At 68.6% G+C, this 21,348-nt stretch carries 18 protein-coding genes; 2 read left to right on the forward strand and 16 right to left on the reverse strand.

Annotation, left to right across the window (positions count from 1 at the left end):
* Positions 1-5: 5 nt before the first annotated feature.
* The 16 genes from Q0568_RS17040 to Q0568_RS17115 all read right to left on the reverse strand — a co-directional run bounded on the left by Q0568_RS17040 (position 6) and on the right by Q0568_RS17115 (position 18,762).
* Positions 6-1,061, reverse strand: coding sequence for a glycosyltransferase family A protein (locus Q0568_RS17040; RefSeq protein ID WP_298868689.1), 1,056 nt, complete (start codon positions 1,059-1,061; stop codon positions 6-8).
* Positions 1,051-2,319 (reverse strand): hypothetical protein, encoded by a 1,269-nt coding sequence (locus tag Q0568_RS17045; protein WP_298868691.1) that lies wholly within the window; start codon positions 2,317-2,319, stop codon positions 1,051-1,053. Before Q0568_RS17045 ends, Q0568_RS17040 begins: the two co-directional genes overlap by 11 nt.
* Positions 2,316-3,458 carry a glycosyltransferase gene (locus tag Q0568_RS17050; RefSeq protein ID WP_298868693.1) on the reverse strand — a complete coding sequence of 381 codons (1,143 nt, stop codon included), beginning with the start codon at positions 3,456-3,458 and terminating at the stop codon, positions 2,316-2,318. The genes Q0568_RS17045 and Q0568_RS17050 overlap by 4 nt, the downstream gene beginning before the upstream one ends.
* Positions 3,455-4,543 carry a glycosyltransferase gene (locus tag Q0568_RS17055; RefSeq protein WP_298868695.1) on the reverse strand — a complete coding sequence of 363 codons (1,089 nt, stop codon included), beginning with the start codon at positions 4,541-4,543 and terminating at the stop codon, positions 3,455-3,457. The genes Q0568_RS17050 and Q0568_RS17055 overlap by 4 nt, the downstream gene beginning before the upstream one ends.
* The gene (locus tag Q0568_RS17060; protein ID WP_298868697.1) at positions 4,540-6,321 is read right to left on the reverse strand and encodes an ABC transporter ATP-binding protein; all 1,782 of its coding nucleotides are present in this window, start codon (positions 6,319-6,321) and stop codon (positions 4,540-4,542) included. Before Q0568_RS17060 ends, Q0568_RS17055 begins: the two co-directional genes overlap by 4 nt.
* Positions 6,318-7,307, reverse strand: a complete 990-nt coding sequence (locus Q0568_RS17065) for a Gfo/Idh/MocA family oxidoreductase (RefSeq protein WP_298868699.1) — start codon at positions 7,305-7,307, stop codon at positions 6,318-6,320. The genes Q0568_RS17060 and Q0568_RS17065 overlap by 4 nt, the downstream gene beginning before the upstream one ends.
* Positions 7,307-8,404, reverse strand: a complete 1,098-nt coding sequence (locus tag Q0568_RS17070) for a DegT/DnrJ/EryC1/StrS aminotransferase family protein (RefSeq protein WP_298868700.1) — start codon at positions 8,402-8,404, stop codon at positions 7,307-7,309. Before Q0568_RS17070 ends, Q0568_RS17065 begins: the two co-directional genes overlap by 1 nt.
* Positions 8,401-9,012 (reverse strand): acyltransferase, encoded by a 612-nt coding sequence (locus Q0568_RS17075; RefSeq protein WP_298868702.1) that lies wholly within the window; start codon positions 9,010-9,012, stop codon positions 8,401-8,403. Before Q0568_RS17075 ends, Q0568_RS17070 begins: the two co-directional genes overlap by 4 nt.
* On the reverse strand, positions 9,009-10,241 hold the full coding sequence (locus Q0568_RS17080; protein WP_298868704.1) for a glycosyltransferase family 4 protein: 1,233 nt from the start codon (positions 10,239-10,241) through the stop codon (positions 9,009-9,011). The genes Q0568_RS17075 and Q0568_RS17080 overlap by 4 nt, the downstream gene beginning before the upstream one ends.
* A complete protein-coding gene (locus Q0568_RS17085) occupies positions 10,238-10,648 on the reverse strand; it encodes a DUF2304 domain-containing protein (protein WP_298868706.1) in 411 nt (136 codons plus the stop codon). The genes Q0568_RS17080 and Q0568_RS17085 overlap by 4 nt, the downstream gene beginning before the upstream one ends.
* The gene (locus tag Q0568_RS17090) at positions 10,645-11,373 is read right to left on the reverse strand and encodes a glycosyltransferase family 2 protein (RefSeq protein ID WP_298868708.1); all 729 of its coding nucleotides are present in this window, start codon (positions 11,371-11,373) and stop codon (positions 10,645-10,647) included. Before Q0568_RS17090 ends, Q0568_RS17085 begins: the two co-directional genes overlap by 4 nt.
* 32 nt (positions 11,374-11,405) lie before the next feature.
* Complete coding sequence (locus Q0568_RS17095) at positions 11,406-13,331, reverse strand: DUF6541 family protein (protein ID WP_298868710.1); 1,926 nt, start codon at positions 13,329-13,331, stop codon at positions 11,406-11,408.
* A complete protein-coding gene (locus Q0568_RS17100) occupies positions 13,328-14,062 on the reverse strand; it encodes an ABC transporter ATP-binding protein (RefSeq protein ID WP_298868712.1) in 735 nt (244 codons plus the stop codon). The genes Q0568_RS17095 and Q0568_RS17100 overlap by 4 nt, the downstream gene beginning before the upstream one ends.
* On the reverse strand, positions 14,059-14,994 hold the full coding sequence (locus Q0568_RS17105; protein WP_298868714.1) for an ABC transporter permease: 936 nt from the start codon (positions 14,992-14,994) through the stop codon (positions 14,059-14,061). Before Q0568_RS17105 ends, Q0568_RS17100 begins: the two co-directional genes overlap by 4 nt.
* Before the next feature lie 118 nt (positions 14,995-15,112).
* The gene (locus Q0568_RS17110) at positions 15,113-17,581 is read right to left on the reverse strand and encodes a VCBS repeat-containing protein (protein ID WP_298868716.1); all 2,469 of its coding nucleotides are present in this window, start codon (positions 17,579-17,581) and stop codon (positions 15,113-15,115) included.
* A 107-nt stretch (positions 17,582-17,688) separates the two neighbouring features.
* Positions 17,689-18,762, reverse strand: a complete 1,074-nt coding sequence (locus Q0568_RS17115) for a glycosyltransferase (RefSeq protein WP_298868718.1) — start codon at positions 18,760-18,762, stop codon at positions 17,689-17,691.
* A gap of 92 nt (positions 18,763-18,854) precedes the next feature.
* Here Q0568_RS17115 and Q0568_RS17120 point away from each other — a divergent pair, with 92 nt between their 5' ends.
* Both Q0568_RS17120 and Q0568_RS17125 read left to right on the forward strand, forming a co-directional pair.
* A complete protein-coding gene (locus Q0568_RS17120) occupies positions 18,855-20,633 on the forward strand; it encodes a DUF4012 domain-containing protein (protein ID WP_298868720.1) in 1,779 nt (592 codons plus the stop codon).
* A gap of 139 nt (positions 20,634-20,772) precedes the next feature.
* The gene (locus Q0568_RS17125; protein ID WP_298868722.1) at positions 20,773-21,327 is read left to right on the forward strand and encodes a hypothetical protein; all 555 of its coding nucleotides are present in this window, start codon (positions 20,773-20,775) and stop codon (positions 21,325-21,327) included.
* Positions 21,328-21,348 lie beyond the last annotated feature (21 nt).

Raw genomic sequence — 21,348 nt, forward strand, 5'->3', positions numbered from 1 at the left:
CGGGCTCAGCCGCGTCCCGCCCACCACGTCGCCGCGCTGAAGCGCAGTGGTGCGTCGCGGGAGAGCACAAGGCCCGATCGCACCGGGACCAGCGCGCTGAAGCTGAGAAAGCGCCGGCGGCGTCGGGAGCGCTCATCGACCTCGTCATCCGTGACGCTCGCGGTCAGCAGCGCCTCACGCAGTGCGCCTTCCGCTCTGGAGAGCACGCCGATGCTCTCCGGCGAGAAACGGGTGAGGTCGGCCGCGAGGACGGCGGCCGCAGCCCGGTCCCCCTCGCCCCAGGCGCCTGCGCGATAGTGCACACCGCCGAAGAGGTTGACGCGCCACAGCTTGACGGCGAGCGCCCGCCGCTGTCCCGACGAGAGCGCCAGGATGTCCGGCTCCGCAATGAGCTGCGACACCGCGAGCAGATCCTCGCGCAGCGGACGCCTGCTGAAGGTGACGCGGACACCGTCGTCGTGTATCTCGTAGTACGCCGGTGGCGCCGCAGCGGCGATCCCTGCCCCCGAGAACCAGATCCTCGTGGAGTACGCGAGATCCTCCCCTGTCGCGAGTCCCGAGGTGAAGCGAAGCCGGCCGAACCGCTCGCGAGAGACGAGTCCGAGCGGCGCTGTGCGGAAGGCAAGGCGGTCATGCTCGCCCCGCAGGCCGCGTCGTCTGCGGGTCGGAGGTGTCGCCACCCGCGCGCCGCCGGCGTGCCTGAGCGGTGCGATGACCATGTCCGCGCCCGTCGAGAGCGCGACCTCGTGCCAGGAGTCGAACGCGCCCTCGGTCACGGTGTCATCGGAACCCATCACCGCGACGTATCGCGCGTCGGCGAGCTCGAGACCGTGGTTGAACGGGCCGGCCGGGCTGCGGATGCCGTCGCGGTGCTCGGTGAGCAGCACGCGCTCGTCGTCTGCGAGGGCCCCGAGCCGGGTGCGGACGGCATCGGCGTCCAGGTCGTGGCACACGACGATCACGCGATGCACGGAGTGCGAGCCCAGCACGGACCGCACCGCTCGCCCGATGGGCCGCGCGATGTCGTGGACGGCGACGATCACGTCGATCTCACCGCCCATCGACGGCTCCGATCCAGTTGTCGATCAGGACCTCGGCGCTTCGGCGCCCGTCATGCACCTCGCGGACGAACTCACGCGACTGTCGTGCGATGTCCGATCGCATCCGCTCGTCACCGCCGAGTTCGCGCAGCACCCGCTCGAGCGTGTCCGGCGTCGCCTCGACCAGCGGGACCTCGCGACCGGCCTGCGCCGCCACACGCTCGCGCACCCAGGGATCCAGATGCGCGATCGTCACGCATCCGGATGCCATGGCCTCGCAGGCCGCGACGCCGTACGAGCCCAACCGGAACTGGTCCAGGACCACATCGGAACGGGCGAACAGCGCGGGCATCTCGGCGTGCGGCACACCGGTGATCCTGCGGTATTCGATGATCCCCTCGTCCTGCAGCCGGGTGAGAATCGGTTCGATCAGGTCAGTGCCCTTGATCCGCGGGTTGGTGGGTGCATGCACCACGCGCAGCGGTCCGTCCCCCGCGACCCGCGGCGTGTCCTCCCACGCTGAGGGGTCGATGACGACGGGGCACCAGAGCGCCTGCGGGACGAAGTCGATCAGGTCGGGGGTGGAGACGAACACCGGGACGTCGAGGGATTCCAGCAGCGCGATGTTGCGCTGAGCGTCCCGCGCCTCCTTGCCGAAGTACCAATCCGGGTCGCGGTACGGGGACAGTGCGGACAACTCCGCATGCCGCTGCGGAAGGCGAACGTCCGTGCCGTGGGCGATCATCGCCACGGCGACGCCGCGTGAGGTCAGCTCCGCGACTTCTCGATGCAGGTCACGGCCGAACTTCCTCCCGAACAGCGAGCGCTCGGCCTCGATGAGCACATGGGAGAAGTCCAGCGCGCGCAGGAACGCCGCATCCTGCCAGCGCTGCGACATCTCGTACACTGCGGGCGGCACGATGGAGTCGGCAGCGAACGAGTATCCTCCGGGAACATCGATGGCCGTGTTGACCGCGTCGATCCCTCGATCGCGCAGGCTGCGCGCCCATTGCGCGGCCTGCGCCGAGTAGTTGACGGGGCCGATGAGCACCGCCGGCTGCGAAGCCGGCGCCCGCACGGGCTCCGGGACATCGCTCTCCTCGTACGTCCACAGGGTCAGGCCAGCAAGACGGCCGAGCGGGGATGTCGGATTCTCTGCGATCGAGTCGATCCACCGGTTCGCGAACTCGGGCAGGCGCCGACGGCGAGAGAGCACGAACCGCCAGGCCGCCCGGAGCGGAGCCAGCACCGCCCCGCGCACGCGGGAGCGGGCGCTCACACCCGCTCCTGGGCGATCGCATGCACCGCGCGCTCCCAGCCCTGCTGCTGCACCTGGGAGGAGAGCGCCGCCGACGCCCGGTCCGACGCCGCCTTGAACCCGCGCACCTGCTCCGGGCTCAGACCGTCCAGCGCGCGAGTCAGCGACTCGGTCGAGAAGTCTTCCGTGACGACTCCCAGCCGGTGCTCACGCACGATGCGAGCCATCTCCTCGGCGGGACCGATCACCAGCGCCAATCGCGCCTGGACGAAGTCGAAGACCTTGTTCGGCAGCGCGTACGCGTGGTTGAGGTTTATGGGCTTGGGCTGGTACACGCCCACGTCGTAGGTGTTCAGCGTCGGAACGAGTCGCTCGTACGGCAGCGGGGCGCAGATCCGTGCCGGTGCGCCCTCGTCGTCGATCAGCCGCTGCAGCTCCGCCAGGTACTCCGGCGTCGCGGAGACGAGGTAGAGATCCAGCGACACCGGCGTCGTCGTCCGCGCGGCGGCCACGACAAGCGATTCCAGCCCCCGCTCGCCGTCGCCCGCGCCGCTGTAGACGAGTCGCAGCGGGGCAGAGACCTCGCCGATCGACAGGTCACGCGCCGGCGATGCGTTCGTGACGACGGCGGCCCGGATGCCGTACACGCGCTGGTACTCCTCCGCGATGCGAGCACTCACCGTCGTCACGGACGCCGCGCGTCGCACGTAGGCGCGCAGCAACCACGCGTACAGCTTCGAGCGATGCGCCATCCACCGCGGGTTCTCGCCATGCAACTGGGGCCAGTACTCGTGCAGGTCGCTGTGCACACGACCACCGCCGAACATGGCGACAGCCACGCCGGCGGTATCCAGGTCGTTTGCGATGACGACGTCGAAGCGACGGCCGCGCAGCGCCGCCCGTGCGGCGCGTGTCGTGGGTCCCGCCCAGTACGCCGCGCGGTACCAGCCGATCCGCACCAGTGCTTCGTCCATCAGCCGGCGCGCCTGCCCGGGGTGCGCCTGGCCGAGTTCGATGTGCTCCACGCGCGGGTCGGGCTGAGGCCCGAAACCGCAGGTGGTCACCCGGTAACGGTCGGCGAATCCGCGCACCTGCTTCAGCACGCGCGCATCCGAGGCGATGGGCGAGAACGAGATGATGAGCATCGTCGGCCTGGTCATCCGAGTCCCCGTTCCCTGATCGCATGGACCGCGTACCTGCGCAGCAGCGACTCCCGGTCCAGCCATGCGCGCGGCCGGCGCGGCAGCAGGCGCTCGGCGCGCGAGGTCATGGTCGATGAGCGCTCGATCGCGGCGATGACGTCACCAGGGCGGGTCGCCGTGCTGATCGCATCCGTGAGCACCCGCTCGCTCCGCGACAGCGGGCCGACGCTGCCAGGGCTCAACGACATCAGCCGTGCCAGCATCCCGCGCAGCTCCTCCACGTCGCCATCCTGCCAGTCCTCCTCGGCTGGGCGTGCCCTGGCCGCGCCCAGCACGCTGATCCGGATGAATTTGATCGCCAGTGCGCGCCGATGCTCCGCCGTCATCCTTCCGGGCGCGGCGCCATCGAGCAGCGCTGCGAGCGGCTCCAGCGTGCTCCGGATGTCGAGCGCGGCATGCGAGGTGCGCTCGCGTGCGTCCGTTCCGATCACGTAGCACGGAGCGCGGAGCGGGAAATCGATGCGATCGGCCTCGGTGAGCATCCGCACGCCGAACTCGATGTCCTCGCCAGTCGGCACGCCCTCGTGCATCCGCAGCCCGAGCCTGCGAACGGTGGCCGTCCGGAGCAGGCCCAGCGGCGCGGTCCGGTACAGCAGACGGTCCCGCGCGGCATCCAGCCGTCGAGTTCGGCGAACCCGTGGCAGCGGGTTGAGCATGACCGGCTGGCCATCGATCCGCATCGGCGCGATGACCATGTCGGCCTGGCGATCGCGCGCGGCCGTGCTCCACGCGTCCAGCGCGCCCGGCTCGAGGAAGTCGTCGGAGCCCATCACCGCGCAGTACTCCGCCGTGGCCTCGTCCAGGCCCTTGTTGAACGGGCCTGCGGGACTTCGGATGCCGTCATGATGCTCGATCACGCGCCAGTCGCCGGCGATCCCGGCAAGGCGCTCCTCGAACTCCACCGCGCGCCGGCCGTGCGCGACCACGGTGACGCGCGCCAGTGTGCGCGATCGGTCGTCGGCCAGCACGGATCCCACCGCGCGGGCGATCGGCCTGGACGGATCATGGCACGCGATGACGACGTCGACGAACGGCCTCGTCATGCCAGCCCTGCCAGCTGCGCCTGCTCGGCGAAGTTCGGCACGGTCTCCACGAGCTCGTCGAATGTCCCTCTGGCCGCGATGGTGCCGTCCTGCATGAAGCAGACCATGTCACTGTCGCGAATCGTGGAGAGGCGATGCGCGACGGAGATCGTCGTGACGCGGCCCTTCAGATCCTTCAGCGCCTTGCTCACCAGCGCTTCGGTCTTCGTGTCCAGTGCACTGGTGGCCTCGTCCAGAACCAGCACCAGCGGATCCGTGTAGAGTGCGCGCGCGATCCCGAGTCGCTGACGCTGGCCGCCGGACAGCGCGATCCCGCGTTCCCCGATCGGCGCGCGCAGCCCGCCTTCCCGCGCCATGACCGTCTCGAGCATCTGGGCGCTCGCGAGGCTCCTCTTCACGAGGTCGTAGTCGATGGCGTCCTCGTCCCAGCTGAGCGCGACGTTCTGGCTGATCGTGCCGTCGAACAGCGCGACCTCCTGGGGGACGTACCCCACCCTGGCGCGCCACGCGGCCATCACATCGATGACCGACTGATCGTCGAGATGCATTCCGCCCTGCTGCGGTGTGAGCAGGCCGAGGATGATGTCGACCAGCGTAGATTTGCCCGCGCCCGACGCCCCGACCAGCGCCAGCGTCGACCCCATGGGGATCGTCAGGTCGATGTCGCGCACCGACGGCTCCGAGGCACCGGGATAGGTGAACGAGAGCGATTCGAGGCGCAGGTGGCGCGGCTCGTCGGCCAGCGGCTCCTGGCCCAGCTGCTCCTGCTGGTCCATGTAGACCCGGGACGCCTGGATGTCCTCGATGACGCCCTCCACGTGCGGCAGGTTCGCCGTCGTGGCGGTGACGATGCCCTGGAAGCCCGTCAGCGAGGGCACCAGACGGAACCCCGCCACAGCGAACAGCGCCACCGACGCGAGCGCGGTCTCCATGCTGCCGAACGCCATCCCGATACCGCCCACCAGCAGGAACCCGCCCACAAGCGCCGCGTTGAGCACGAACCCCGGCAGCGAGCCCAGGAAGTTCATGTTCGCCCGCGCACGTGTGCTGAACGAGCGATTGTGATGAACGACACCGGCGATCTCGCCGGTCTTGTCACGGAGCGTGATCTCCTTGAGCGCCAGCATCATCTCGGTCATCAGCGCGGCGACGCGCAGCGAGTAAGTCAGCGCCACCCGCCCCGCCTGCACGACGCGTCGAGAGATGATGAAGTACAGCACCGCCATGATCACGCCGAGGTACACCACGGTGATGATCGCCGTCAGCGGCTGCGCGACGAAGATCACGCCGAGGATCAGCACGAACGTCACCGCCATCGACGGGAACTGGATGATCGGCAGCACGAAGCCCGTGATCGAGTTGGCGATGCCGACATCCGCGATGCGCACGACATGGGCGGTGTTGCGCGTGATCCGCAGCGTCCAGGGCGCCTTGATATACGAATCGAACAGCTGCCGGCCGATCTCCAGCTCGAACTGCGCCAGGCGCCGGGTCGCGAACCACTGCTGCAGCACGGACAGCGCGGACTTCAGCAGGATCAGCGCGGCGACGGCCACGATGACCCAGATGAAGGCGTCCTGAGTGATGCGCCCGATCAACGGCAGGGCGATGGGCTGCTGCGTGGTCATCGCCGGAAGCGTGATCGCCAGGAGCATCAGCGCGGCGACGTCGAGCACCGCCAGCAGGCACGACACGATCACATACCGGATCAGGTAGTTGCGGGCATCCGCGGGAAGATACGGCATCAGCTCCCGCAGCTTCGCGAGTACTCGGATCACAGCCGGACCGACGCTCCGTTCGACGCCGACTCCAGGGCGGCCTCCACGACGACGAGTGTCCGCTGACCCTGCTCCATGGTCACCAGATGCGACTTCTTGCCGAGGACGGCGTCGCGGAACGCCTCATGCTCGACACGGAGCGGCTCTCGCTTGGGGAATGCGTATCGTGTGACGTCTCCCTCTGAGACGCCGCGGAACGTGGTCATCGACTCCCACTCCAGCGGAATGGTGCCGTTGGCGTAGAAGGTCAGATCACCGGTCGCCGTATCGGCGATGAAGGTGCCCTTCTCCCCCGTGACGACCGTGAGCCGCTCCTTCATCGGGGACAGCCAGTTGACGATGTTGTTGACGATCACGCCCGACTCGGTACGTCCGGTGATCGTGATCATGTCCTCGTACTTGCGGCCCGACTTGAACGCGGTCTGGGCGAACACGAGCTCGTAGTCCGACTGCACGACCCACGCCGTCAGATCCACGTCGTGCGAGGCGAGATCCTTCGCCACGCCCACGTCAGCGATGCGTGCGGGGAAGTTGCTCTGACGTCGGGTGACGATCTGATAGACCTCGCCGAGATCGCCCGCCTCCAGGCGTGCACGCAGCTGCTGCAGCGCGGGGTTGAAGCGCTCCACATGTCCGACGGCACCGACCAGGCCGGCCGCCGCGAACGCGTCGACCATGCGCTGGCCCGCCTCGAGCGAATGCGCGATGGGCTTCTCCACGAGCGTGTGCACGCCGGCGGCCGCCAGCTTTAGCGCCGCGTCCTCGTGGAACCGCGTCGGCACGGCCACGACAGCCATGTCCAGTCCGGTGCCGATCAGCGCGTCGATGTCGGGGAGGACCTCCAGATCGCCCGCGACGCCGTGCGGGTCACCGCCGGGGTCAGCGATGGCGACGAGCTCCACGCCGTCGACCTCTCGGATCACGCGGGCGTGATGGCGCCCCATCATCCCGATGCCGAGCAGACCGACTCTCAGCGAATCGGCCATCAGGCACCCGCTCCGGCCACGGCGTTCACCGCGGCGACGATCCGGTCCAGGTCGCCCTGGCTCAGCGAGGGATGCACGGGCAGCGAGACGACCTCGCTCGCGGCGCGCTCGGTCTCGGGCAGCTCCAGGCCCGGGGCGTACGGCGCCAGCGACGGCAGTCGGTGGTTCGGGATCGGGTAGTACACGCCCGCACCCACCTGGTACTCCTCCTTCAGCGCCTTGACGAAGCCGTCACGGTCCTCGGGAACGCGGATCGTGTACTGGTGGTAAACGTGCACGGCGCCCGCGGCCACCGGCGGAACGACCACACCGCGCAGGTTCGCATCGAGGAACGCCGCGTTCTGCTGGCGCGTCTTCGTCCAGGCGTCGACCTTGGTCAGCTGCACCCGGCCGATGGCGGCGTGGATGTCGGTCATGCGGGTGTTGAACCCGATGAGCTCGTTCTGGTACTGGTGCTCCATCCCCTGGTTGCGCAGCAGCTTGACACGACGTGCGATCTCATCGGTCGAGGTGGTCACCATTCCCCCCTCGCCGCTGGTCATGTTCTTCGTCGGATACAGGCTGAACATCGCGAACTCGCCGAAGGAGCCGACCGGGCGGCCATCCAGCGACGCACCGTGTGCCTGCGCGGCATCCTCGTACAGCGCCACGCCGCGGTCGGCAGCGATCTTCTCCAGCTCGCGCATGCGCGCCGGGTGCCCGTAGAGGTGCACGGGCAGGATGCCCTTGGTCTTCGGAGTGATGGCCGCTGCCACCGCCTCGGGATCCATCGTGAACGTCTCCGGCTCGATGTCGACGAACACCGGAGTGCCGCCGGCGAGCGCGACGGAGTTGCCGGTCGCGGCGAACGTGAACGACGGGACGATGACCTCATCCCCCGCGCCGACGCCCGCGGCCAGCAGGCCCAGGTGCAGGCCGGAGGTGCCGGAGTTCACTGCGACGGCCGGACGACCTGGCACGAAGTGGGCTGCGAACTCCTGCTCGAAGGCCGCGACCTCGGGGCCCTGTGCCACCATGCCGCTGCGCAGCACGCGGTCGACCGCAGCACGCTCCTCTTCGCCGATGATCGGCTTCGCCGGGGGAATGAACTCGCTCACGCGACCTCCTTGGTCAGGATTCCGTCTTGTTCTGTGTAGTGGTCGCCCGTGACCGGGCAGACCCACGTCTTCTCATCGTCGCCCGCCTTCAGCGGCACGCCGGACTCCCCCACCCAGCCGATGCGGCGAGCGGGAACACCCGCCACCAGCGCGTAGGCGGGTACGTCCTTGACGACCACCGTGCCGGCGGCGACGGTAGCCCAGGCGCCGACCGTGACCGGTGCGACGCAGACCGCGCGGGCGCCGATCGCCGCGCCCTTCTCGATCCTCACGCCGACGGGCTCCCAGTCGTGCGCGCTCTTCAGCGAGCCGTCGGCGTTGATCGCCCGAGGGTAGGTGTCGTTGGTGAGGACCACGGCAGGGCCGATGAACACGCCGTCGCCGAGCTCGGCCGGCTCGTAGACCAGCGCGTAGTTCTGCACCTTGCAGTTGTCACCCATCTGCACGCCCGTGCCGATGTAGGCACCGCGTCCGACGATGCAGTTCTCACCCATGCGCACGCCCTCGCGCACCTGCGCGAGATGCCAGATCGATGACCCGTCACCGATGGAGGCATCGGAGGAGACGTCCGCGGAGTCGACGATCCGCACATTGGAGGGTGAAGTCACTGTGATGCCCTTTCGTCACCGCGGGGAGTCCCGGCGGAATCGTCTCCGATTTTACGCGCAGGTGAACCCGCCGCCTGTGAGACCACCCGGGCGACGCGCTCCGCGACCGCACGCAGGGACACGTGCTGCGCAGCCCATGACGCGCGACGCGTCCGCTCTCTCTCGGTCGTGCCGTCCCCGGCGTTCGCCAGGAGCTCGCGCATCGCGGACGCGACCGCCGTGGGCGTGAACTCCACCGCGCGCCCCAGCCCTGCTCCGCGGACCAGGTCGGCACCCGCGGAAGGTCCCGCGAACAGCACCGGTGTGCCGATCGCCGCGGCGGCATACGTCTTGGTGGGCTTGGCGAAGTCGTAGCCGATCCCCGGGACGATGCTCACCAGCGACGCGACCGCGCCGCGGATCCAGGATGCGGATTCGGGCGGGCTCACCACACCGCCGAACTCGACCCGGCCGGAGACCAGCTGCTGTGCGAGCGTTCTGAGATCCCCTTCGACCGATCCCTGGCCGAAGAAGCGCAGTCGCAGGTCGGGGAACTCATCGGAGAGCAGGGCGAACGCTCGGATGAAGATGTCGGGCTGCTGCCACTCCGACATCGTCCCGGTGTACACGAAGTAGGACTCCGAGGACGCCGGTGTCGCATCGGGCGTGAACAGCTCCGTGTCGATGCCGTTGCCGACCGTGGAGATCCTGCTCCGCTCCGCTCCCAGCAGCACGAGCCTGTCGGTGACCTCTTCCGACACGGAGATGATCGCGTGGGCGCGTCGGAGCACAGCACGCTCCATCGCCCGCATGACGGACACGACGATCCCAGGTGCTCCCATGGAGATCACGCCGTCAGTCCACACATCAGCGGCGTAGTACACGAACGGCCGACGCTTCAGCGCCGAGATCAGTGCCACGACGAGCCCGGTGGTCGGTGGCGATTCCGCCACAGCCACGTCGAAACGCTGTCCGATCATGCGGACGACGAGCGGGATGTCGAAGCTCATGTACTGCACATAACCGCGAACATTGCCCCCCGCATCCCGGAGAACCGGCCAGCGCCGCACGCGGATGCCGCTCTCATCGGGGACAGGAGGGGCCTGCCGCGGCGGCGTCGTCGTCAGCACGCTGACATCCATCCCCTGGGCGGACAGCCCCCTGGCGAGGGCTCCCAGCCGGAACGCCGCGGCATTGACCTCGGGCGGGAAGAGCCTGGATGCGATCACGACCTGCGCAGTCGATGTCATTCCTCGACGTCCCCCTCTCGTGGATCCGCGCCAGGCTCAGTGGCATCCGGAGCGCCGTTCTCGAGCAGCTGGATACGGCGTTCGTGGAACGCCGCCTGCTCCGCCAGCACTCGGAGCTTCTCCTCCATGCGGGTGAGCTCGGCCCCGTACTGCAGACTGACCAGGAACAGCAGAGCGATGGCCACGAAGAAGACCAGGTTCACGGGAATCGCGATGCCGAGCAGGCGCGCGGCCCAGCTCAGCGTCTGCGGGAAGACCGCGATGACGAGCGCGAGAACACCGCCGACGGACCACCACAGCGCGTGCCGCTCCCGCAGCGTACCGCGACGCATGAGCTCGATGATGGCGATGAGCGCCAGCACGGCTGCGACGATGCCGAAGATGTAGGTCATGGTGCTCATGTTCATGCGCGGCCCCCTGCCTTCGCCCGGGGGCGCAGCATCGCCAGGCTGAACGCCACGCACGCCCTCACCAGGTACACCGCCGCCTTGACCGGGCCGTGGGACGGCTCCCCAGCCTGCCGCCGGCGCATCTCTACGGGGGTCTGGCGGATCGTCAGCCCTGCGCGCGATGCGATGACGAGAGCCTCGACCGTGTCTCCGAGGTACTCGGCGGGGAACTCGACCGAGAAGAGGTCGACGGCGGCGGGCCCTGCGGCCTTGAAGCCGCTGGTCACGTCCGACAGTTCGGTGCGTGCGACGCGGCTGATCACGATCGACAGCACTCTCATCGCCCACCGCCTCGGACCCCGCACGCCGTAGTCTCCCCTTCCGGCGAATCGCGCGCCGATGACGAGGTCCGCCCGTGCGAGCGCGGCGATGAGCTCGGGGATGCTGGCCGGATCATGCTGACCGTCGGCATCCACCTGCACCACGATGCCGTAGCCGTGGTCGACCGCGAAGCGATAGCCGGCTCGCATGGCACCGCCGACACCGAGATTGAAGGGCAGCCGGAGCACTTCGGCACCGGCCTCGCGCGCACGCGCACCGGTCCGGTCGGTGGAGCCGTCGTCCAGCACCAGGCAATCGGCCGCGGGGTATGCGTCGCGCACGTCCCGGACCACGTCCGCGACGGATTCCTCTTCGTTCAGCGCCGGGATGACGACGAGAACGCGCTGATCAACAGGACGCATCGCCTCAGATTCTAGCGAGAGCATCCGCCGGACTACTGAGCGCACGCCGTGATGCGCCAAAGCGATGCGTCTCCGACGGAGTCGACGCGTTGCAAGCCGGGCTGCCCGGCGAAGTCCGTCATCCCCGGCATGACGTACCTGCCGGGGCCCTCTTCACCGGGGCCGAAGTCCAGCACGTACTCCGGATCCCCGTAGGCCTTCAGCGCGGCGCAGACCGCGGGGTCGGATGCCGCATCGCGCAGGCTCTGCGCCAGGAGACGCCACTGCGGGCTCTGCGGAGCCGACCAGGTGCGGGGGAACACGTCGACACCGCTGAGGAAGTAGCCGAAGCCCGAACCCGTCGAGGGATTGCCCAGCACTCTCGCTCCGGCCGGGACGTGCTCGGGGAGCCGCTCCAGCAGCGCCCGCCTGTCGGGGCTCAAGTACGAATCCGAGGCGGCGATGTACCGCGAGTCGCGGTCGTAGGTGCCCTGCGTGACCGCGGGCATCGCGACCGGCCGGATGAGGATCAGGACGATCATCACCACCGTGGCCACCACCATGCCTCCCACCAGCGCTCCCGCGCCGCTCTCGACACGATGCAGACGCCTGGCGACGAGGCGCACGAGCCCGTCGAGTCCGAGCGCGGCCAGTGGGATGACGACGATGGGCGCCAGCGCCGCGATGCGATACGGATCCGCATACCATGCCCCGAGAACCCGGTTGCGGATCAGCGGCGCACCCACCGCGGCTACCAGCAGGTACAGCACGGAGATGCCCGCCCAGGCCACGGCGAACCAGCGCAGCCGGGGGGACCTGACGGCCAGCACGAGCCCGATCAGCATGAGCAGGCTGATCACGAACGCGAAGGGGATCAGCACCTGCCCGTTCAGCAGCACGTCCACCACCGCCGCGAGCTTGCCGCTGATCGGCGCCCAGTGCGAGCCCGAGGTCCCTGACGACAGCCCCAGCCACATCCCGATCACAGCGCCCCACAGCGAGACGATCGCCACGACAGTCACCACAGGTCCCAGCGCACGCCGACGCGCGAGGATGTTCCCGCTCAGCCAGACCGCCGTGATCGCCGCCCACGGCAGGATGCCGGCCGGCTGCGCGAGCGCGAGCGCGGCAACGGAGACCAGCACGAGCAGCAGAGCCCTGGCCACGGTCGCCCAGCGCGCCGACCCCGTCCAGCGCGGCAGTGTGACGAGAACGCCGATCGCCGCGGGGATCATGGCCGTGGACAAGGCATTGGGGAACAGCACACCCCACTGGAACATCAGCAGGGGGAAGGTCTGCAACGCCCCGGCGAGCACTGCCGTGTATGCCGCGACGGTGTTCGACCCCGTCACCGCGCGCGCCAGCCACGCGAGCCCGAGGGTCCAGATCAGCGCGCCGATGACGAGCGTCAACATGTTGGCGGCCACGGGGATGGCCGCGCCCGTGGCCATCGCGATCAGCGCGACCATGCCGTGCCAGGCCGCCGGGTAGAACGAGGACGCGCCGATCACCGCGTTCACGTGCATGGAGGACGCGTCCCCGGTGTCGAGGATGTACCGCACGGCATTCATGTGGAACACCGCATCGTTGGTCTGAGAGATGCCCGATGGGTCGGAGATGTACGAGACCAGTCGCCAGGTTCCGAGGATGATGCCGATGGTCAGGGCCGTCGGAATCAGCCAGCGTCGTCCACCGTCCCCCCGCTCGTGCTGTGCGCCTCGCATCAGCCTGCCGAGCACCACGGCGAGACCCACGAGCGTCAGCGACGCGATCCCCCAGCTCAGCGGCGACCAGGAGATCCGTGCGGCACCGAGCACCATGGCGATGATGGCTGTGGCAGCGGTGGAGAACAGCGGTGCCGTCGCGAGCAGCGCGAGCCCGCGCATCCGCACGGCATAGAGCGCCGCGATGCCGGGGAGGAAGACGATCAGAACGGCTCCGAGGAGCACCGGAGCCTGTGCCAGCCAGTCGAGGATCACGCCTCGACCAGCGCGATCGCGCCCTCGAGTTCACCGTCGTAGATGACCTCGCCCTTGCTGATCACGACACCGCGCGTGCAGAGCTCCCGCACCATCTCCATGTCGTGGCTCACGACCACCAGGGTCTTGCCTCGCTCGATGAGCTCTTCGAACTTCTGCCGGCACTTCTCGCGGAAGGGCACATCTCCGACGGAGAGGATCTCATCCATCAGCAGAACGTCCAGCTCGACGTGGATCGCCACCGCGAAAGCCAGCCGCAGGAACATGCCGGAGGAGTAATGCTTCACCTCTTGATCGATGAACTCCTCTATCTCGCTGAAGGCGACGATCTCGTCGTACCGCGCCTCGATCTCGTGCTTCTTCATGCCGAGGATCGCGGCGTTCAGGAACACGTTCTCTCGTCCGGAGAGCTCCGGGTGGAACCCCGCTCCGACCTCGATGAGGCCTGCCACCCGCCCTCGTGTGAGGACCTCGCCGGCATCGGGCTCCATGACACCGGAGATCAATTTGAGGAGCGTCGACTTGCCGGACCCGTTCATCCCCAGGATCGCGACGGACTCCCCCTCTCCGATGACGAGATCGACGCCTTTCAGCGCTTCGAAGGTCGACGTCAGCTTGCGGCGCCGGACCCAGGAGACGACGGTGTCCTTCAGCGAGAAGGCATGGTTGAGCGTGAACGTCTTGCGCACGCCGTCGATGACGATGCTGGGGCGGATGGCTGCGGTGCTCATAGATCCTGGGCGAACTTTCCCTCAAGGCTGCGGAAGACGAACTGGCCGATCAGCAGCGTCGCGATGGCGATCAGCGCCGTCCACAGCGTGTTGATCGCCAGCCCCGGCGGCACCGCGGTCAGCGCGTCGCCTGCATACCCTGCCGCAGCCACGACGGTCTCGCTGGCCGGACGCCAGAATCCGTAGTGGAACAGCTCGACGCCCTGCGTGATCGGGTTGAGCATGTAGAGCTCGACGACCCAGTTGGGCCAACCGAGCTTTCCGACGATGGCATCATGCACCATCGTCCACGCGTAGAGCACCGGCGAGGCCCACGTGGCCAGCAGCAGCAGCAGTTCCACGATGTTCTCCGCATCGCGGTATCGCACATTCAGAGCGCCGAAGAACAGCCCGAGCCCCAGCGAGAAGACCATCACGATGGCCATGCCGGCCAGGATGCCGAGGACTCCGAGGATCGACGCGTGCGCCCACCATCCCATCAGCAGGGACACCAGGAAGAGCAGGGCCATCTGCGGCAGGAAGTGCACGAAGGAGACGAGCACGGCCGAGACCCCGAACAGCTGCCGCGGCAGGAAGACCTTGCGGACCAGCGCCGCGTTGCCCACGATCGCCGTCGTCGCGTTCTTGAACCCCTCGGAGAAGAGGTTGATGACGACGATGCCCGAGAAGAGGTAGACCGCGTAGTTGGGTACGCGATCCAGGTTCATGAAGATGCCGAGGACGACCCAGAACACCAGGAACTGCGCCGCAGGGCGCACATACGACCATGCCCAGCCCAGCACCGAATTGCGATAGCGCGTCGTGACGCCGGTGCGCACCAGCAGGCGCAGCAGATAGCGCCAGCGCACGACATCGATCAGCCCATGGCTCTTTCCAGGGGTTTCGAACTCGGTGCGCGGGACGGCAGTGAAAAGATCTCTGGTTGTGCTCACAGGGCCACTCGCTCGGATCCGGTGCTGACGGGGGTGTCGCACCGGCTATCCCACATCCTAGAAGAAGCCCCGCCTCGCTCGCTGTGAAGGCACGTTCTGACCGGCGACGCGTCTCGCGTCACCGGATCTGCGCCATGGACTGCCAGCTGGAGCCGACCTGCTTCCTCGGCTTCCAGCTGCCCTTGCCGTCTCCGGGGTACAGGTACATCGTGCCGTCGGCCGAGACTGCGAGCAGGTCGGGATGACCGTCGCCGTCGAAGTCGCCGGGGCTGAGGACGTTCTTCATCACCTGCCAGCCGTTGCCGACCTGTCGCGCGGTCCCCCACTTGCCGGTGCGGCTGATCGGGTAGGCGAACAGCCGCCCGTCGGGGAGCCTCGCCAACAGGTTGCTGCTGCCGTCAGTCTTCAGGTCACCGGCGTAGAAGACATCACTGAAGGGCACCCACCCCTGTCCGACCTGCTGTCCGACGCCCGTCAGCCACCCGCCGCGACCGTTGCCGCGATACAGCCAGAGTCCGCCGTTCTTCGCGACCGCGAGCACGTCGGCGTTGCGGTCGCCGTCGAAGTCGAGTCCTCCGATGACCTGCAGGAAACCGCCCCATGAGGTACCGATCCGCACGGCGGGGTCGAACCCGCCGGAGGCGCGTCCGCGAAGCAGCAGCAGCGCTCCGGCGGAGTCGATGCGCGCGATGTCACGGTTGCCGTCGCCGCTGAAGTCGCCGAGCGCGACGACACGGTCCTTGGCGCCCCATTGGCCGATCGTCGTCGTCTTCGTCCACGAGCCGGAACCGTTGCCGCCGTACACCAGCGCCTGCCCGGTCGCCGTCAGCGCCAGAACGTCAGCGCCGCCGGCGCCGTCCACGTTCCCTGCACCGGCGATGGGCACGCGCGGCAGTGTGACGGAATCGCCGCCGCCGGCCATCGTCACCATGGTCTGCCACCCGGCCCCGACGGGCTCGACGTACGCCACCGAACCATTGCCGAGGCCACGGTACAGCGACATCTGGCCGTCCGTCGACACGGCGAGGATGTCCGCGCGGTTGTCGCCGGTGAAGTCTCCGGGCGAGAAGAACGTCGTCATTCCGCTCCACCCGGTGCCGATCTGCACAGGCGCGTTGAGCGTTCCCCGGCCGGTTCCCGAAGCGAAGAAGAGAACGCCGGAGCGGTCTCGGGCCAGGACGTCCGGATACCCGTCGTTGTCGAGGTCCACACCGCCGGTGATCTGGTCGTACCCGCCCCATCCGGAGCCGATCTGCACGGGCGCGCGGAATCCCCCGCGATCGTCGCCTGCGCGGAGGAAGAGCCGTCCGGCCGCATCGGTGGTGTACATGCCCGACACGCCCTCAGACTTGGCGTCTCCGGCCGAGGTCGCCAGCACGATGCCGGCCCACGAGCCGGCCAGCGCGGTCTTCGCCGAGAAGCGGTTCGTACCGTTACCGCGGAGCAGATAGGCCGCCGACTTCGTCCGATCCAGCACGACGAGATCCCGGTATCCATCACCGTCGAGATCACCGACGCTCAGCAGTTGGCCCGAGGTCGGCAGTCCGGTGGCGAGCTCCTTGCGCGCTCCCCAGACGCTCTGCCCGAACGGGTAGCCCCACAGCACTCCCGTGGAGTCGATGGCTCCGACGAAGTCGGACCTGTCCAGTGAAGCGAGCGTCGGCGTGGGCGGAGGCGGGGTCGGTGCGACCGGGGGAATGGTCTGCGTCGACCCGAACCAGTCGGTGAAGTAGTTGTAGAAGTTGCGGTTGCCGTAGCTGGAGCATCCATCACCGGTGCCATAGCCGGCGCGCAGTGCCGCGGCATTCGGCTGATACGGCGTGTAGTAGTAGAGCGCGGAGGTCGCCTTGTTCGCGACGTATACCGGCGAGGAGCCACAGGCCCTGTTCGGGTGGTACAGGATGTTCCACGTGTGGCCAGGCGCGTACCAGGTGAAGTACTTCCCCTCCATGTACATCTGCATCTGACGGGCTGCGCCGTAGATCTGGTAGAAGAATCCGACGTAGGCCGGATTGCACGCCGCATCGTCAGGGCAGCCCTGGCCGAGCGCCTTGTCGTAGCGCCATGCACTGGGCCACGTGTGGGTGACCAGGCCCTGCTCCTTCTGGAGCATCACGATCAGCACCTGCGGATTGATGCTGCACGACTGAGCCACCCGGTAGATGATCCGCGCAGCGGTCTCGTTGGCCGCGCCGGTGTATCCGCTGCAGTACTTGTCCGCAGGCCGGTTCACCGACGTGGTGCGATAGTCCTTCAGACAGACGATCGGGCCGAACTGGTCGGAACCACCCAGGCACGTCTTCACCTTCGAGTTGAAGAACGATTGGATCTGCGCCTCGGTCATCGTCGACTTGCTCGTGAAGACCGCGTCGCTGATGATGTTCCCTGCCGAGAACCCGGCGAGCGATGCCTGCACCGGCCCTCCGACGGTCGCCTGGGCAGGAGGCGTCGACGTCGCCGCGACTGAGGCTGGAGTCGCGAAAGCAGGCACAGCCGTACCGAAGATCGTCGCGAGGATGGCGATCAGAACCACCGTCAGACGACCCGAGCGGAACGCGCGCGCGTTGGGGATACCGCGGGAATGCATGTGACTAGTGTGACGGAAGTCGCGCAATGATGCCAGTGGGAACATTTCCGGCCGCAACCGCATCGGCGTTTCGCCGAGATTCGAAGGCCCCACTCAGCCTCGCACGTTCACAGTTCGGCGTGCAGCGCCCACAGCCGTTCGGCGGAGCTCGCCCACGAGAACGCCCGCGCGCGGTCGGCGGCCAGCACCCTCAACCGCTTCTCCCCCGCACCCACCGCGTCGATGACGGCATCCGCAACCTCCCGCGCATCCACGACCGCACCGCCATCGGCGATCACGTCGTGGTGCACGCCGGAGGACACCGCCACGAGCGGCACCGACAGCGTCATCGCCTCCACGGCCCGCCAGGGCCATGCAGACTCGTCTGACGTCGCGACGAACGCCGCCGCACCGCCGAGCACGGCCGCGCGATCCTCCACACCCAGCTCACCGCGCAGGTGCGCACGATGCTCCGGCAGTCCTGCGGCAGAAGCGGCATCCGCCAGCAGCGGCTCCCCGCCCGGGGCGACGTCCAGCACGACGGCATCCACCCCTGCGCGAGCGGCGGCCTGGAACCCGACCGCGAGGGATTCCGCATCGCCGGACAGCACGACGTAGCGCTCGGGAAGCTGCAACTCACCCCGTCGCGCGACCGCGTCGGCGGGCACGCGGAAGTCCTCCGGCGCTGCCCCGGCGATCACGCGGATGCGGTCGCCGAGCCGCGCGATCTCACCCAGCCGGCGTCCCATCGCGTGCGAGGGGACGACCACGGCATCCGCATGCTTCGCGGCGCGCTTGAGCATGCCCCGCTGCCACGCGACGTTGGCCTTCGGCAGCGACTCCGGATGCTCCCAGGCCCGCAGATCCCACAGCGCGACCGTGGTCTGGTCGTTGTCGTTGCTGCGATCATGGCGCACCAGCGGGGCCATCAGGCTCGGCGCGTGGATGAGCCCGCCCCCGACACCGGCGGTGATGCCCAGCTGCCAGGCGGCCGTCAGCTCGGCCCTCGCCAGCGGCAGCGTGTGCACATCCTGCACGCCCTTCAGCCGCAGCTCGGCGCCGCGCGGCACCAGCGCCGCCACCGCACAGCCCCGGGGGGCTGTGGCGATCAGGCCGGCCGTCAGCGACAGCGCCGCGGCCGCCTGATCGGCGTCCACGACCTGCGACACCTGATCGAGCACCACCCGCAACTGCACACTCATGAGGCAAGCCTAAGTGCGCACCCGCGAGAACGCCCGAGGCGCGACCGCGCAGAGCCCGAACGAAGCCCACCGGTTCGTGCTTGAATGCTCCGGTGACCGACGACTCCGCAGCGCTCCCTCCCGCATCGCACCGCAGACGGTGGATCGGGTGGTCGATCACCGCTCTCGTGGTGCTTCTGCTGCTGTGCATCGGGTGGGTCGTCGTGCGCGGGCTGAACGCCGTCACCGACCTGCAGGCGGTGAAGACCTCCGCATCTCAGCTGCGCACGGATGTCGCCGCCGGGGACCTCAGCACCGCCACCGCCGAGGCCCACAGCCTCGCGAAGCACGCCGACTCGGCACGCGGACTGACCTCCGACCCGATCTGGCGGGCGTTCGAGATCGTCCCCTGGCTCGGCCCGAACCTCACCGCCGTGCGCGAGGCCGCCCGGATCGCCGACGACATCGCGACCGAGGGGATGACGCCCCTCCTGGCCGCATCCGAGGGGATCGACCTGAAGCGCTTCGGCCTGCATGACGGCGCGATCGACCTCGCTCCGTTCACGAAGGCGCAGAAGCCGCTCGCCGCCGCGGCAGCCGCGTTCTCGCGCGCCTCCGCCGACGCCGGTCGCATCGGCACCGACTCCCTGCTCCCGCCGCTGGCAGATGCCGTGTCCGAACTCCGAAGCACCGTCGACGAGGCGAACGGGATCGTCGGGACGCTGCACGACGCGGCAGCATTGATCCCGTCGATGCTGGGCATCGACGGTCCCCGAACCTATGTCATCGCCATGCTCAACAACGCCGAGCTGCGCTCCGACGGCGGCATCGTCGGAGCGCTGGCGGTCGTGCAGGCAGATCACGGATCACTGAGCATCGCCGGCCAGGCATCCACAGCCGATTTCCCCGCCCTCGCCGACCCGCTTCCGTTGAGAGCTTCGACCACGGCACTGTTCGGCGACGGCCCCGGTCGCTACATCCAGAACATCTCCAGCATCCCCGACTTCGCCGAAGCCGCACCGCTGCTCGCCACCCGCTGGCAGGACAGGTTCGGCGCCCGCATCGACGGGGCCGTCGCCATCGACACGGTCGTGGCCCAGCACCTGCTGCGCGTCACCGGGCCGCAGCAGGTCGGCCCACTCCGGCTCGACGCCGACAATGTGCTGCGCACCCTGCTCTCCGACGTCTACCGGCTCGTGCCCGATCCGCGTGCTCAGGATGCCGTGTTCGCCGGCGTCGCCGGCCGGCTGTTCACCGCGGCGCTGCACAGCCAGGATCCCCGCGCACTCGTCACCGCGATGGCGGATGCCGCCGCGGAGAACCGCATCCGACTATGGAGTGCCCGCGACGACGAGCAGCGCATCATCGCGGCATCCGCTCTCGGCGGTGCACTCCCCCGCGACACGGCCGAGCATCCGCATGTCGGCGTGCTGATCAACGACACAACCGGCGGAAAGATGGACTACTACGCGAAGGCGAGCATCACCGTCGCCACCGGCGTGTGCCACGGCGACCCGACCACGCGCGTCAGCGTCACCTGGACCAACACGGCCCCGGCGGATGCCGCCACGTCATTGTCGGAGTACGTCACCGGCGGCGGCCACTACGGCGTGGAGCCGGGCAGCATCGGCACGCGCATCGCCGTGTACGGCCCCGAAGGAGCCACACCCACGAACATCCGACGCGATGGCGTCGAGGAGAAGGTGCAGACCGCCGACCTCGACGGGCGCATCGCCATCCAGCACGACTTCGTTCTGGCGCCCGGCGCCACCAGCACCATCACCGTCGACTACATCGGCACGGGCACCGGCATCCGGTCGACCGACATCGTGCACACGCCGATGGCATCCGATCCGAAGGTGGAATCCGTAAAACTCTCCTGCGCGTCGTGACATTCGACTCCGGATGCGATAGCTTTTCTCGTACTGGGGAATACCGGGCTCACTGATTCTGCCGTGGGGGCAGAAGGGCCCAGCATCCGGGGGCTGGGGAGTCATCGGATGTGATTCCGCATGGATTCTGGGGAGAATCATGCTGAACAAGAGAAAGACGGCTGCGCTCGGCCTTGCCGTTGCCGCACTCGTGCTGGCTGGTCCGACGGCCGCTTCGGCGGCGACCTACACCGACGGGCCCGATGTGTCCGTCGATCACCCGGGTATCGGTGTCTGCGAGGTGTCCTCCGTCATCTTCGGCGCGGGCTTCTTCCAGGCGAACGAGCACGTCCCTGTCTCGATCGCCGGCGCGAACGCGTCGAGCGCGAGCATCACGGACAACACCGCGCATGCCGACGGCAGCATGGTGGCCTCGTTCCGTCCCCCGGCTGATGGGCAGGGCGCCTACGAGCTGTCGTTCGGCGGATCGCGTCCGTATGTCGCCACGATCGTCGTGTCCCACGGGCACGACGCCGTCGCGAACTGCGACCACGATCCGAACGTCGCCGCCCTCGCATCCACGAACTCCGGCACCACGCTCGCCATCACCGGCGGCACGGTGTCCGGCTGGGTCCTCGGAGGCGGCGCACTCGCGCTGGTCGCCGGTGGCGCACTCGTGGTCGTCGGCGCGAAGCGCCGCAGCCGACAGGGCTGAGCGCCGCCGAGCCACCGGTGG

The sequence above is a fragment of the uncultured Microbacterium sp. genome (genome assembly GCF_937927635.1).
GTDB lineage: Bacteria > Actinomycetota > Actinomycetes > Actinomycetales > Microbacteriaceae > Microbacterium.

Excerpts from the sequence above, each read along its gene's own strand:
- Q0568_RS17100 (WP_298868712.1), bottom strand. The coding sequence starts at position 14,062 with ATGAGCACCGCAGCCATCCGCCCCAGCATCGTCATCGACGGCGTGCGC.
- Q0568_RS17050 (WP_298868693.1), bottom strand. The coding sequence starts at position 3,458 with ATGACCAGGCCGACGATGCTCATCATCTCGTTCTCGCCCATCGCCTCG.
- Q0568_RS17110 (WP_298868716.1), bottom strand. The coding sequence starts at position 17,581 with ATGCATTCCCGCGGTATCCCCAACGCGCGCGCGTTCCGCTCGGGTCGT.
- Q0568_RS17115 (WP_298868718.1), bottom strand. The coding sequence starts at position 18,762 with ATGAGTGTGCAGTTGCGGGTGGTGCTCGATCAGGTGTCGCAGGTCGTG.
- Q0568_RS17125 (WP_298868722.1), top strand. The coding sequence starts at position 20,773 with ATGCTGAACAAGAGAAAGACGGCTGCGCTCGGCCTTGCCGTTGCCGCA.
- Q0568_RS17085 (WP_298868706.1), bottom strand. The coding sequence starts at position 10,648 with ATGAACATGAGCACCATGACCTACATCTTCGGCATCGTCGCAGCCGTG.
- Q0568_RS17090 (WP_298868708.1), bottom strand. The coding sequence starts at position 11,373 with ATGCGTCCTGTTGATCAGCGCGTTCTCGTCGTCATCCCGGCGCTGAAC.
- Q0568_RS17065 (WP_298868699.1), bottom strand. The coding sequence starts at position 7,307 with ATGGCCGATTCGCTGAGAGTCGGTCTGCTCGGCATCGGGATGATGGGG.
- Q0568_RS17040 (WP_298868689.1), bottom strand. The coding sequence starts at position 1,061 with ATGGGCGGTGAGATCGACGTGATCGTCGCCGTCCACGACATCGCGCGG.
- Q0568_RS17080 (WP_298868704.1), bottom strand. The coding sequence starts at position 10,241 with ATGACATCGACTGCGCAGGTCGTGATCGCATCCAGGCTCTTCCCGCCC.
- Q0568_RS17055 (WP_298868695.1), bottom strand. The coding sequence starts at position 4,543 with ATGACGAGGCCGTTCGTCGACGTCGTCATCGCGTGCCATGATCCGTCC.